Raw genomic sequence first — 12,437 nt, forward strand, 5'->3', positions numbered from 1 at the left:
TAATGTTTTAATAGCTATAAGCTGGTCTTGATTTTTTGAGTGGCGGTTTGCACTGACGATGCTTTTGAGTTTGATGGATTAGTTTGGGACTTTGATTTTGCGCCAATGTAAGTGTGGCCAGTTTTAAAGATTAGATCCGAAAGAGCAGTCGGGATTGCAATTTTATATTATGCTTAACCTGCCTGCTCATTAATGCGAGCTGGGTGGTGAATAAGTGTGGCTCCTTGATTAAATAGGCAAAGCTATGGAAGTCACAGTTGCGCCGGATCTCGGCATCGAGCAGCAACCGTCAAGGGTTTCCGATTCAATTCCTGCGCCGGCGCATGAAATTTTGAAGCAAGCACCTTGGCGTAACCCAGCAGTTTGGCATCGCTGGTCGGCGCGTAAAATTTTGGGTAACGAGACTTCGTTCAATCACCTCTGGCCCTTCGATCTGAAGCTCAGCAGGGGCGAGTACGGGCAACTCCCCGCCATGGTGGTGAACATTCGAGTCGTGTTCGACTGTCATGTTGTCACCGAATCCAAAGATGACGAAGTTCAACAAGCTGCCACCGAGGTTGAGCAGCACTGGAGCGATAGCGGTGGAAATGTCCGCGTGTTTCATGAGCGTCGGTACAACCTTTCGAAAGAACTGCCAAAAATGATTACCGATATGGTGCAGGTTGGAGGTTTCTGTTATGCCGCTGCTAAAAGCAACTACATGATCTGTAAGCCTCAGGGCTCGACAGTAGATGACCCCCACTACCAAGTTTTTTTCGATTTATATCGAACGGAAGAGCCGCAGCCAAGACTGGTGCTGTATGTGCAAAGCGCTTACGAAAAGCAGCTAACAAGCAGCTGTAGGGAAAAGAGAAAAAACCTTGCTACCGTTTGCGCAGATCTAATGGGGCTTATTCCTGCGAAAGACAAAGGTAAGAAGAGAAAAGGTTCAAAACGCTCTGGAAAAAAGAAAAGCCCCGCATAACGGGGCTTTAGTGTTGCGGTCCGGTTCCTCTTAACAGCGATCGCTGAACCATGACTAGGCCATGGTGGGCGGTTCCTCGCACCGGCTAGAGAACCTAGTTGCGCAAGATACGGCCTTGCTCAAGCTCTGTCAACATGACCTTAAAATGGCATTAGGGCCGCCGTTAGCCTTGTGTAGGAGCTCTAAACCATGTTTTCTGAGAAGTAACGTTCTTCAGGCACGCCTTCGACGTCCCGGCCGTGGGTAGCGGTGGAGGACGTCGGTCTTTCGGAAGGTGCTTGCAGACAAGTTAGGGAAGAGGCGCGGGTGGCAAGGCGCCTTGATGTCAACCGGAGGTTGAGGACGCTTTCACAGAGTGCTTCTTTGAGCAGCCGAAATAGGTTGGCCTCCGGCTTCATGGATACATCCTCGCGTCCTTCCCTAGCTACTTCTTGAACTGCCCTCGTTGGTAGACCGAAAGCACGATCGGCGGGCTGTAGGTAGCGAGTGCTGCGACCTGGCGTTGACGCACAAGCTGCGCCGAACGATGGATGTAGTTGCTGTGTAGCACCGGCACCTTCTTGGAGATCGAATGACCTGTCACCAGGGGGATGTCTTGTTCTTTGACTCCAGCGGCTTCTAACTCGGTTGCAAACCTATGCCGGAAGCCATGAAAGCCGATGCCTTCACGAAGCCCAAGTCTTTTCAGGTAGTTGCAGAGTTGGATCAAGGTCCAATGTAGACCGCGGTGGTTGCTCCTCGATAGTGTGAGCCTTCGCGCCCCGCTCTTAGGATCTAGCCCGATTTGGGAATTGATCGTGGAAACCTTGGTGATGAGGTGACTCACCCCTACACTGAGCAAGTTCCCAAACCATGCCGCATCTGTGCAGCATGGCGTTGTAAACCAACATGGCTCGTCTTAGGGATACATCTTCGCGCCCTTACGCAGCTTCTCTTTGAACTGGCCTTGCTGATACACCGGCAATTGAACGATCGGCTGATAGAGTAATAGTGCTGCAAGTTGTCTTTGCATGACATTGCCAGAGGACTTATGGATGTAGTGGTCTTGCAGCACTGGCACGCTCTTAACCAATGAATGTCCCGTGAGCAAAGCAATGTCCTGAGGCGTGATGCCTGCCGCATGAAGTTCTGTGGCCAGGGTGTGGCGGAAACCATGGAAGCCGATGCCTTTGGCGAAGCCAAGATCTTTGAGATAGTCGCTGAATTGGTTCAAAAGCCCTTGGCTATACCGGCAGTTGCTCGCGCCGCTTTTCTTGTTCTTGCCAGCAGACAAGTGCGGGAAAAGTCTGGGATGGCCACAGGCCTTGATGTCGGCAACGAAGTCCAAGAAGCCGGCATTGATCACCTCAGGATGCAACGGAATTTTGCGGATTGCGCTCTTGCCTTTGAGGCGTTGGCGAGTCTGAGCACCGTTAGACTGGGCAAGATCATCGTCTGCTGTCATTCGGATAGCCATGCACCACTGACCGTGTTCCAAGATGATGTCGGCAACTTTGAGCTGCGCGACTTCATTGATACGTGCCCCCGTGTAAAGGCCTAAAATCGGCCCCCACCACCGATGAGGGAACTTAGACGCCCAGGCATTGAAGGTCGCAGGATCGAAGATCTTCTGAATATCACTGGACGACAAGAGCCTGGATGGTGTTGTGGTGTTGGTGAGGAGTGATGGCTTCTTGGGCTTGAACGCTGCCATCGGCGAGTGCGCAACAGCTTTTGTTTTGAGCAACGCATTGAAAAAGCTTGTGACCATCCGACGATGCAGTTCGGTCGTGGCGCTTGCGGGGCAGGGCACATTGAGTGCGGCCCCTTCGCCAATGATGTCTTCGGCACTCATCGACTCGAACCGGGGATTGCTGGTCAAGCCAGGCGGCGCCCAGCGCAAGACATCCCACATCTGGTGAATGTGTTGATGGTCAATCTGTGAGACCGGCACATCGCCACAGGTCAGACGTAAAATTTTGAGGGATCGGGCGGCGGAGTTGATGGTGGTGTCTTGGAGATCACGCCTCGCCATGTCTTTGAGGTAATCCGCGATCTCAACAGACAGCAGCCGGGCAGGTGATCCCGTGGGAAGTGCTTCTGGATAGCGTGATCTAGGGCGGCGAGCACGAGATGCACAGAAAGTTTGCCATGCACTTTGTAGCATTTCGCTCAATTGGATTGCGGCTTGTCGTCCGCGAACAGTAACGTCGTTAAACAGCGTTTTTCCGACTTGAATGGATTTGAAGTGAAGGTGTTCGCCATCATTGATGAGAGGGACAACGGGTGGTTGGTTTTGCTTTGGAGTCATCGACTTTCCTTTGGGTTGAAGATGATTCAGCGATAACGTCAGTCTTTAAGCTGTCAAGGATAAAAAAATTGAAATAATGGATTTGGCCTACGCCTCGGCGTCTTGAAGATTGATGCGAATAAGGAACATCGGCGCATTTAAAATTAGCGGGCTTAACTTAGGAAAGTGCTTGTGGGCTGGCGGTTTCGCCAAAATTTAAAAGCAAACACTAAGCAACTTTATATAGTGTTTATTTTTCCAAAATAGACGCCTAAAGGGCGCCTTATTATATTTTATTATAAGAGCAAGATTAGGCGTTTTCGCGAAGTTCAATTCCGGTCATTCTTCGTTATTGAAATGTAAACGTTAAATAAATGATATTTACGGGGCCTAAAAACCATCACTATTAGGCGTCCGATTGGACCGCGATTTTTATATTTACGTGCTCTGGTCAGGAGAAAACTTGAGGTCATACAGGAGTGATCTTCACTCACTGGACTACACATGGCTATCTTTCATGTTCGCGTTAAAACTTTCAGTCGTTCTAAAAATCAATCCGCCGTTGCGGCAGCTGCGTATCGGGGGGCCATGCTGCTAGCTGAGCCGAACGGAAAGCTGCACGACTATCGAGCGCGCCGAGGCGTGCTCCGAACTCGATGTTTCGTTCCAGGCGGTTCCCCGGCCTGGGCTGATGATCCTCAGGCGCTTTGGACAGCGGCAGAAGCTGCGGAGAAGCGCAAGGACAGCACGCTGTGCCGAAACTTCTGCGTTTCGCTCCCGCACGAGTTGAATCATGCGCAGCGTTGGGATCTCATCGAAGACTTGGCTCACCGCTTGGTGGATCGGTATGGCTTTGCAGTGCAGGCAAGCTCACACGCCCCGGTCCAGGGCGATCCACGGCACTTCTATGCTCACTTGTTGGCCACCACGCGAAAGCTGGGTCCAGCGGTTTTTGCCGCCAAGACGCGCGAACTGGATGGACCCATTAACGGAAGGGTTGAGGTGGAGTGGATCCGGGCAATGGTCGCCACTCAGATCAACGCTCACCTAGCGAATGCAGGCGTCCAAGCCCGGGTCAACGAGCCGCACCCTGTAACAACAGCAACGCAGACCATGTGCGCGGACAGTTCAGCCCTGCTCGAAGGCAAAGCCGGCTTCGAATCATTGCTCAACCGTTATCGGTCTGGCGGGATGCTCATGGATGTTCCGGAAGGGCACACGGCGGAGCGAGCGTTTGCAGAAAGACTTCTTGCACGCGGCGCCAATCGGGTGCCCGCGCCCCTGAATCAACGCAGTGATGTTAGGACGGGAGACCGAGCTGGTGAGGCGATGTCTGATCAATCAGTGTAGATAAGGGCGCATGATCTCGCGCTGCAATGCAGGCATGTCGTAGCGGCCAGCTCGATATCCATCGAGTGCTTGTTCAAGGTGGGGGTCTAGGCCAAAGCCCTTTTCCAGGAATTCTTCGACGCAATGCGTCAGAAGCTCCTCGCGGAAATGCAGCTCGTCGCGGTCAAGCGACGAGCTGGCCTTCAATGTTCTGTTATGGATTTTTGAGTTCTGGTTCATGCCATGATTCGTATCAGAGAATCACTAATCGTCAAGGCGGCGATGTCATGGCTGCACAGAAGTCGGTTAGAGCTCCAATTTTTCGTTGACTGCCTGACTGATCAGCTCATACCACCGGTTCATCTCGGCCTCATTGCGAAACTTGATGGTCCACACCGGATGATCGATGTCTTTGACATTGAGCGTCAGCGTGCCTTCTCGATTGTAGTTGTGCCAGTGCTTTTCCCAGGACCGCACATCGCTCAGCGCATACGCCTTGATGCGATTGCCGGCTTTGAACTTGATCATGGCGCGTGCTGTTGACACCGCAATGCGCGTGTTCTTGTAGCCATAAAACCGCTGGAAGTCATGGTCAAATGTTGCGTTTTCACTGCGCGTTTTCACCGTTTTGGCAAGCACCAAAAAGATCACGGCGCAGCCAGCGAAGAAGACCAGGGTAAGAAAAGTGCCGACCGTCATGTGAGTTCCTGAGGAAAGGATGGGGGCACCGTTGGCGATCAACGGTGGCTACTGGACGCGACCAGTGATTTTCCAAGTGCCGCCCACCTTGGTGAAGGTGTAGACGCCGTCCATTTGATTGCCGAAGTCTTGACCCAATGCCCTTACCTTTGCGCTGGCATCGCACGTGTAGCTGGGCGCACCTTCCGCCTTTTGGCACTGGTTGCTCTTGAAGTCTTCGATCCTGGCCTCGTCATTGCTGTTCTCTTTGACGAACTGCAAAAAAGCGTGCTCCCGCTCAGACTGCGATGGGCGACCTCCCGAGCAAGCCGCCAGAGAGACGATCAACGTGCCGATGACGGCAAAGCGAGCCTTGGACATAGAAATTCCTTGAATAGGGAGGTCGAACGGATCGGCGCATGCACGGATGTTCAGGGCCGGCAGGGCTGCCCAAGCAACGGTTTCCAGTGCAGTTGACAGCTTGCCGATGCAGCGGCAGTATGCGTTCAACGAATGATTCGTTCAACGAATTTTTGCAAGGCGCGTAACTCACGTTCATCCTTGTAGGGATGAGCACCCCCCAACCTGACATCCTGTCGTTGTTCGCTGCGCGGCTTAAAGCGCGCCGCCTAGCAATTGGCCTTGTGCAACAGGACTTGGGTGTCGCTCTTGGATTGGAGAGTCGCATCGCTCAGGCTCGCATCAGTCGCTACGAAACGGGCACGCATGTCCCAGATCTCAAGACTGCCTTGGATCTGGCTGATGCACTGGGTGTGTCCCTCAGTTCTTTGGTCGCCGAGTCTGATCGACTTGGTCAGATCATCGAGCTGGTGCGCCAGCTGCCCGAGGGTAAGCAGGAAGAGCTGGCGAAACACTTGTCTACACTCGCCGCATCGTCTCCTTCGAGGTCCGAAAAAGAGTAGGCCGAATAACCTAGGGGGCGGACAAGCTCTCACTCGGGGAGCAGCGGAGGACGTCGCAAAAAAATTGCGGCTGAGCCCAGCGCAGCGGCCCGTGTCGTCCATGGTGCGAAAGTCCCGTTGCTGTCTTGGCATGCTTCCCGTCAGACAATTCCTACACAGATGCCAACGCCCACCCGATCTGAGCAGGTGGCTTGATCCTGTAATCTTGCGAGCGGACGGTCGTTTTCAAACAAGCCAGGGATCATCAATGGAAGGCAGCGCTTCATGACCGGCAAGATCAAGCTCAGTGTCGCCACCGCGCTCTTGCTCTTCGCCCTCACAGCAGGGGTCTACCTTTCGGGTCAGTTGATCTTGATGCTGTTGAAGGTGGCCGGTCCCCTCACCGTCGGCACCTACTGGTCTTACGTCAAAGCGCTCGACCTCCCGCGATACGCTCCTTATGCCACCAAGATCAAGCTGGCTGGCGCCCTCGGCTTCGGTGTGCCGCTGCTGGCCTGGATCGCATTGCTGATCCCGTTGTTCAAGCCAAGGGCGGCCGCCTTACACGGCGATGCGCGCTTTGCTTCTGGCAGTGATCTGGCCAAAAAGGACATGCTCAAACCGTCGCCGACCGGCATCGTGGTCGGCAAGCACGGTGGCAAGTTGGTGCGCCTACCTGGGCAACAGTTTGTGATCCTGGCCGCGCCTACGCGCTCGGGCAAGGGGGTGGGCATCGTCATTCCCAATCTGCTCGACTACCAAGGCTCGGTGGTGGTCCTGGACATCAAGCAGGAAAACTTCGATCTGACCTCGGGCTGGCGCAAGAGCCAAGGCCAAGAGGTCTTTTTGTTCACCCCCTTTGCCGAAGACGGGCGCACCCACCGCTGGAACCCCCTGAGCTACATCTCACCCGATCCCGCCTTTCGCGTGTCGGACCTGATGAGTATCGCGGCCATGCTCTACCCAGATGGCTCCGACGCCCAGAAGTTCTGGGTGAGCCAAGCGCGCAACGCCTTCATGGCGTTTACGCTCTATCTGTTCGATAGCTTGGACGATCAGATCAAGCGCAAGCACCCGAAAGGCACCTGGATGTTCCCAACGCTTGGGATGCTCTATCGCGTGTCGTCTGGCGATGGGAGCGACTTGAAGGGCTACCTCAAAAAGCTCTCGCAGCGCGACTTCCTGGGCCGCGATGCCAAGATGGCCTTTGACAACCTGCTCTCGCAAGCGGAAGAGACGTTCGCCTCGATCATGGGCACGTTCAAAGAGCCGCTCAACCAGTTCATTAATCCAATCCTGGATGCGGCCACCAGCGGAAATGACTTCTTGCTCACCGATGTGCGCAAGAAGAAGATGAGCATCTACATTGGCATCCAGCCGAACAAGCTGGCGGAAAGCCGCCTGTTGATCAACCTGCTGTTTAGTCAGCTCATCAACCTCAACACCAAAGAATTGCCGCAGAACAACCCGGCGCTCAAACACCAGTGCTTGCTGCTGATGGACGAATTCACGTCCATCGGCCGAGTCGACATCATTGCAAGCGCGGTGAGCTACATGGCCGGCTACAACATCCGCTTGCTGCCGATCATCCAGAGTATGGCGCAGCTGGACGCGACCTATGGCAAGGATGTCTCGCGCACCATCATCACCAACCATGCCTTGCAAATCGTCTACGCCCCGCGCGAGCAGCAAGACGCCAACGACTACTCGGACATGCTCGGCTACACCACGGTGCGCAAGAAGAACAAGTCGCACACCAGTGGCAAGCAAAGCAGTGTGTCCTACTCCGAAACCGAGCAACGCCGCGCATTGATGCTGCCGCAGGAGCTGAAGGCGATGGGCTTTGACAAGGAGGTCTTCCTCTACGAAGGCATCCCAAGCCCGGTGCTCTGCGAGAAGATCAAGTATTACGAAGATACCTACTTCACCAAACGGCTGCTTCCAAAAGCCGAGTTGAAGAAATTATCTGCCGCCGTCTCGGGCTCATGAAATTAGCTCTTGACGAAAAATTCCAAGCCATTGCCGGGAAATTAAAATGCCATTTGTAAATGAATTTATTCCTGAGCCAGATGTTGTCAAATACAACCTAGAAGCGATCGACAGAGACTTCGTGGTCGGTGGCACCAATGCGAGAGACTGGACAATTGATCGTGATCGCGACATGTATTTGCGCAATGTCGCAAACGGTGGCGGCACCGAAATCGAGGTCAGAAATCAGACAAAGTTCTCCTTCTATTGGCGTGGAGAGCTTCTAACGCTGAGATTGGATTTGGTCGACGGTGGAGGCGCGCGAGGTCAGCCCGGCTGGTCCCATTGGAGACTGATGTGGATCAATGGTGGAGAGGGACTGCCTGAGCATCTCAAGGCCGACAAGGAGCAATTCATAGCTGACCTCAAAGAAGCCTTGCTTGCATACAAGGATTTCGGCGTCCATTCCAGGAACACGGACTACCACATCGTTTTTGAAGTCGATGAGGGGTGCTTGGTGTGAATGGCTCGATATCTGCCCAGGACGCAATCGATAGAATTCGTCAGAACCCTGGCGATTACCAAACACCAGAATCGCTGCGGTCGCTGGCCGCGCAGGTGGACGCAAATGCCTCAGGCAAGGTCACTGTTCTTTATAGTGGCCCGGCAGCGAAGGACATCTGGTCGACTGATGTCATTGGATCGATGATCGAATCTGGCGAAGACATCCGGGTTATCGATAAAAGTCAGGCATCGAAGTTTCTGAATTCCCGTGAGTTCTATACCGCGCTCGCCGACATCTATGACATTTCGCCTCGTGAGCTGATAGATGGGTCTCATCGGGGGCCTGCCACAGAGTGGCTTTACCACCCTACGCAAGGTCCTTGGGCAGATGCTTCGGGACGGTTTGCCGATGCAACCGTAGGTGAGGTTCATGCCATCGTGGGCGACGCTCAGCCAAGCCGTGTCTTTGGCGAAATTGAAGTGCCTCGCATTCTTGCCAATCCAAACGTCACCTCGATTGAGGGCCTTCCGCGTGAAGCGCTGGCCGGTGTGAAAGACCGGCTCGGTCAGCAAGCAGCCTTTGAGCTGATCGTGGCCCGTGCGCGTGAACACGAGGGCATGCTGCGCATTCCAGCCAGTGATGATGCGCTCCGCGAGAACAAAGTTCTGAGGCTCGACAACAGAGAGTATTTTCGCGGAACGGCCATTGAGGGAACATCAAAGGCGTTAGACCAGAGCACGCTTCCGCTTAGTCAGCGCATGAAACCGCCAACCGAGCATGCCCAAGCGGGTCAGGAGCGCTGGGATGAGTGGCAGGGACGCAATATCCAAACCACGCCGGAACCTGAAATCCCAGGCTTGCGTCGCGCCGGGATGACGGCAGGGCTTGCGGGTTTGGGCGTTGCCGCCACTGCCTACGATGCGTCGCAAACTGGAGAGCGTGTTGGCACGCTGTTGGCACAAGACAACCTCACCGCTGCGCGCTCAGAAGCGTTGCACTTTGCTGCCCGAGGTGCGGGCGGCTGGGCGGGAGGTGCTGCTACCGCTGCCGTTGTTGGCACAACCGGTGCAGGCCCTGTCGCGTTGGTGGTGGCCGATGGTTATCTGTTCAGTGCTGCTGCCGACAAGGCTGTGACGCTCTGGGACAACCGCCAGATCTATATGCAAACCGACAAGCAGGGCGTGAGCTGGGAGTTCAACGGCAGCCAGTGGCTTCGCCAAGAAAAAGCCGACCTGCAAAACGATGGCGTGGATACGCCGCAGAAGCAGGGCATGTTCGCGCTGCCCGAAAAGGCGCGCGAGCTGAACTATCACGCCAGTAGCGAAGCGACCGAGCAGGCGCTGGGCAAGGTGCAACCCAGTAATCCCTATGTGCAACCATCCAGTGAGGCAGATGCAGCGCATCTTTACGCACGGGATTGGCGGCATGATCCGGCAAGTGGCCAGTGGTCACGGATGGTCGCCGACGACGTTGATCGGAACGATCGACCTGTCTGGACGGTGGATCCGGCAAGCCCCGAGCGCAGTGCTGCGTTGGATCAGCAAGCAGCTCAGGTGGTGGACGCCAACATTGCACGTGGCCCAGCTGCGATTGCCGCGACCTATCAAGCTGCTTATCAGCGCAATGGTTGGGACGACTTTGGCCCTGTGCCAGCGGCCGTGCAAGCGGCCTTGAACCCGGATGCGTTGCAAGCATCGGACGGCAGGCAGTATCAGCGCGATACGCAAGGTCAGTGGCGGCATGATGGTGTTGCTGCCGAAGGCAATGTCCCGTTAGAACTCAATGCAACGCGTGAACGCTTGCAGCCGGCCTTGGAGCAGCATGCGCAGGCAATGGCACAGATGCCCGCGCGGCAAACGCCAACCGCGCAGCAACAAGACCAGGCCAATACCGAGGCGACCTATGCCGCTTATGGCGTTGCGCCCAATGCTCAGACCGCTGGAGCGATCCAGCTTGCGGTGCAAAAGACCCGTGAGGCAAACGGGATTGATGCAGCGACCAGTTCTTTGGCGTTGGAGCGTGATGCGACCGGTCAATACTCGGTGGACAGTCCCATCCAGCATTTGAGCCGTGACGCCGATGGTGTGGTGCGTGTTGCGGCAACCACCAGCACCGCCGACATCCATCAGGCACTCGGCGAGGTGCAGTCACTTCGGCAGGAGCAACCGCCTTCGGCCGGCGCACCAGAGCTGCGCATTGACGCGCAATCGCCCCAAGAGCGCGATGCCTACGAGCAAGCGTTGCGGGAGACCAATCGGCAGGGTGTTTCCACGCAAGAAGCGCAACAGGTCGCAAGCTTCGCCGCAACGACGGTCACCGCTGCGCGGGTAGACGAAACCCAAGCGCCTCAGGCAGCCATTGACGTGCAGCGGGATCGAGACGTTGCACGCACACCCGACGCGCCTGCCGTTGCGGAGACGGCAACGCCTACTCCGGTCGTGATGCCTACATCCACCAACGCGCCTTCGCCAGAAGACGTGCGCCCGGTCGCCAAGCCGGCCGAACCGAAGCCCGAACCTGTCCCGCAACGCGAACCCCAAGAAACCCGAACATCTGAGGTTGCCGCACCCTCGACAGCCGGCGCATTCCAACCGACGGCAGAGGCAGTGGCGCCAGCCTTTGCAAGCGCATCTGCGCCGAGCGTCGGATCGCCCTCATCAGCTCTCACGTTCCCAAGCCAGGCAACTGTTCCAACGCCGCCGTCATCGCATGAGGTGGAAGGGCTGCGTCTTGGCGACCGAGGGCAGGAGGTCGAGTTCTTGCAATATCGCTTGCAGCAGGTTGATGCCCGGGGTCCGAACGGCGAGGCCGTGCCGCAAGACGGGCACTATGGTCCAGAGACCGAACATGCCGTGAGGCAGTTCCAGCAGGACCAAGGTTTGCCTGCAACGGGCATCGCCGGCCAAGACCTGGATGCGGCGTTGTCCCAAGCACAACACGCGCGCCGAGAAGCCTTGAAACCCACAGCGCCGGCATTGGCAAATGCGGCGGTGGAGCAGGGCGGTGAGCAGCAAGCGCAAGGAGTTGCACCACAGAACGAAGCGCCATCGGCTGTTCCATTGCAGGCAACGCAGCCAGAGGTTGCGCAAGCGACATTGCCGGCAACGCCAACGCAGATCGAAGTGCCTGCACAGATCGTCTTGCCTGAGCGCACGACCTCCTCCTATGTGTCATCGCCTGGCTTCGGTGGGGCTGGCGGGCGTTCAAACCCAGGTGTGAACGATGAGGACCGGGTCGAGCAAGCGAGACCCCCCCAAGATGTCGCTCAGCAGGCGTTTCCCTCTGATCATCGGGATTACGCGTTGTTCTCGGCCATCCAGGCACAACTTCCGAGGGGCACATCTGATGAGAAGACGGCCGAATTGCTCTATGCCGTCAAAGAGTCAGGGATCGAGCGCGCGGATCAACTCCGGAAAGTGACCATCCAAGATGATGTCGCCTTTGTCTTTGGCAAAACCCCCGGCTTTCACTCGGAAACCTCCCTCAACACGCCATCGCCTGGCATCAATGAAACCTTGCAGAAGGCAGAGGCGCTGGATCAGCAACGGACGCAGGAGATGGCGCAATTCCAGCGCGAGCGCGAAGAAATCGACAAGAACCCAATAGGCCCCGTAATGACGCTCGCTGCCCACTCTCAGCAGCAAATGATGTCAGACGCGTCCAGTGGTGATGGGGGCGGTGGCTGATGTGGTGGAAGCCTAGATCGCCGTGATGACGACTAGGAGCAGCACGTGCTCTAAGTTGATGTTGACGCGTTCTCTGCGCTATCTGCCGTGGTCCGACTCTGCAATGTGCGGCTGCGCTTTGCGCAACGCACCTTCG

11 protein-coding genes are annotated in these 12,437 nt (G+C 55.9%); 6 read left to right on the plus strand and 5 right to left on the minus strand.

Annotated elements, in window-relative coordinates; genetic code table 11:
• The first annotated feature begins 244 nt into the window (after positions 1-244).
• Positions 245-964 carry a hypothetical protein gene (locus tag LN450_RS06115; RefSeq protein WP_155518832.1) on the plus strand — a complete coding sequence of 240 codons (720 nt, stop codon included), beginning with the start codon at positions 245-247 and terminating at the stop codon, positions 962-964.
• A 424-nt stretch (positions 965-1,388) separates the two neighbouring features.
• Here LN450_RS06115 and LN450_RS06120 read toward each other — a convergent pair whose 3' ends face one another.
• The gene (locus LN450_RS06120) at positions 1,389-1,673 is read right to left on the minus strand and encodes a site-specific integrase (RefSeq protein WP_057680479.1); all 285 of its coding nucleotides are present in this window, start codon (positions 1,671-1,673) and stop codon (positions 1,389-1,391) included.
• Between the two features lie 189 nt (positions 1,674-1,862).
• On the minus strand, positions 1,863-3,254 hold the full coding sequence (locus LN450_RS06125) for a site-specific integrase (RefSeq protein ID WP_248842359.1): 1,392 nt from the start codon (positions 3,252-3,254) through the stop codon (positions 1,863-1,865).
• A 483-nt stretch (positions 3,255-3,737) separates the two neighbouring features.
• Between LN450_RS06125 and LN450_RS06130 the strand changes: the two genes are divergently transcribed.
• On the plus strand, positions 3,738-4,583 hold the full coding sequence (locus LN450_RS06130) for a MobA/MobL family protein (RefSeq protein ID WP_081033316.1): 846 nt from the start codon (positions 3,738-3,740) through the stop codon (positions 4,581-4,583).
• Here the strand turns inward: LN450_RS06130 and LN450_RS06135 are convergent.
• From LN450_RS06135 to LN450_RS06145, 3 genes are all read right to left on the minus strand, one after another.
• Positions 4,575-4,802, minus strand: a complete 228-nt coding sequence (locus tag LN450_RS06135; RefSeq protein WP_057680597.1) for a hypothetical protein — start codon at positions 4,800-4,802, stop codon at positions 4,575-4,577. The genes LN450_RS06130 and LN450_RS06135 overlap by 9 nt on opposite strands.
• Positions 4,803-4,868: 66 nt before the next feature.
• The gene (locus LN450_RS06140) at positions 4,869-5,261 is read right to left on the minus strand and encodes a hypothetical protein (RefSeq protein ID WP_057680596.1); all 393 of its coding nucleotides are present in this window, start codon (positions 5,259-5,261) and stop codon (positions 4,869-4,871) included.
• Positions 5,262-5,309: 48 nt separating this feature from the next.
• Complete coding sequence (locus LN450_RS06145; RefSeq protein WP_057680595.1) at positions 5,310-5,621, minus strand: hypothetical protein; 312 nt, start codon at positions 5,619-5,621, stop codon at positions 5,310-5,312.
• A 188-nt stretch (positions 5,622-5,809) separates the two neighbouring features.
• On the opposite strand from LN450_RS06145, the gene LN450_RS06150 reads away from it, so the two are divergent.
• The 4 genes from LN450_RS06150 to LN450_RS06165 all read left to right on the plus strand — a co-directional run bounded on the left by LN450_RS06150 (position 5,810) and on the right by LN450_RS06165 (position 12,301).
• A complete protein-coding gene (locus tag LN450_RS06150; protein ID WP_081033315.1) occupies positions 5,810-6,163 on the plus strand; it encodes a helix-turn-helix domain-containing protein in 354 nt (117 codons plus the stop codon).
• 264 nt (positions 6,164-6,427) lie between these two features.
• A complete protein-coding gene (locus tag LN450_RS06155; protein WP_228892701.1) occupies positions 6,428-8,131 on the plus strand; it encodes a type IV secretory system conjugative DNA transfer family protein in 1,704 nt (567 codons plus the stop codon).
• A gap of 40 nt (positions 8,132-8,171) precedes the next feature.
• Complete coding sequence (locus LN450_RS06160; protein WP_057680400.1) at positions 8,172-8,633, plus strand: hypothetical protein; 462 nt, start codon at positions 8,172-8,174, stop codon at positions 8,631-8,633.
• Between the two features lie 740 nt (positions 8,634-9,373).
• Positions 9,374-12,301, plus strand: a complete 2,928-nt coding sequence (locus LN450_RS06165; protein WP_267476212.1) for a peptidoglycan-binding domain-containing protein — start codon at positions 9,374-9,376, stop codon at positions 12,299-12,301.
• Positions 12,302-12,437: the final 136 nt, after the last annotated feature.

This window comes from Xanthomonas euvesicatoria pv. euvesicatoria, from assembly GCF_020880415.1.
Lineage (GTDB): Bacteria > Pseudomonadota > Gammaproteobacteria > Xanthomonadales > Xanthomonadaceae > Xanthomonas > Xanthomonas euvesicatoria.

What these genes read in the sequence shown, in the direction of transcription:
- LN450_RS06150 (WP_081033315.1), top strand. Translation starts at nt 5,810, where the DNA reads ATGAGCACCCCCCAACCTGACATCCTGTCGTTGTTCGCTGCGCGGCTT.
- LN450_RS06130 (WP_081033316.1), top strand. Translation starts at nt 3,738, where the DNA reads ATGGCTATCTTTCATGTTCGCGTTAAAACTTTCAGTCGTTCTAAAAAT.
- LN450_RS06125 (WP_248842359.1), bottom strand. Translation starts at nt 3,254, where the DNA reads ATGACTCCAAAGCAAAACCAACCACCCGTTGTCCCTCTCATCAATGAT.
- LN450_RS06155 (WP_228892701.1), top strand. Translation starts at nt 6,428, where the DNA reads ATGACCGGCAAGATCAAGCTCAGTGTCGCCACCGCGCTCTTGCTCTTC.
- LN450_RS06165 (WP_267476212.1), top strand. Translation starts at nt 9,374, where the DNA reads ATGAAACCGCCAACCGAGCATGCCCAAGCGGGTCAGGAGCGCTGGGAT.
- LN450_RS06145 (WP_057680595.1), bottom strand. Translation starts at nt 5,621, where the DNA reads ATGTCCAAGGCTCGCTTTGCCGTCATCGGCACGTTGATCGTCTCTCTG.
- LN450_RS06135 (WP_057680597.1), bottom strand. Translation starts at nt 4,802, where the DNA reads ATGAACCAGAACTCAAAAATCCATAACAGAACATTGAAGGCCAGCTCG.
- LN450_RS06115 (WP_155518832.1), top strand. Translation starts at nt 245, where the DNA reads ATGGAAGTCACAGTTGCGCCGGATCTCGGCATCGAGCAGCAACCGTCA.
- LN450_RS06140 (WP_057680596.1), bottom strand. Translation starts at nt 5,261, where the DNA reads ATGACGGTCGGCACTTTTCTTACCCTGGTCTTCTTCGCTGGCTGCGCC.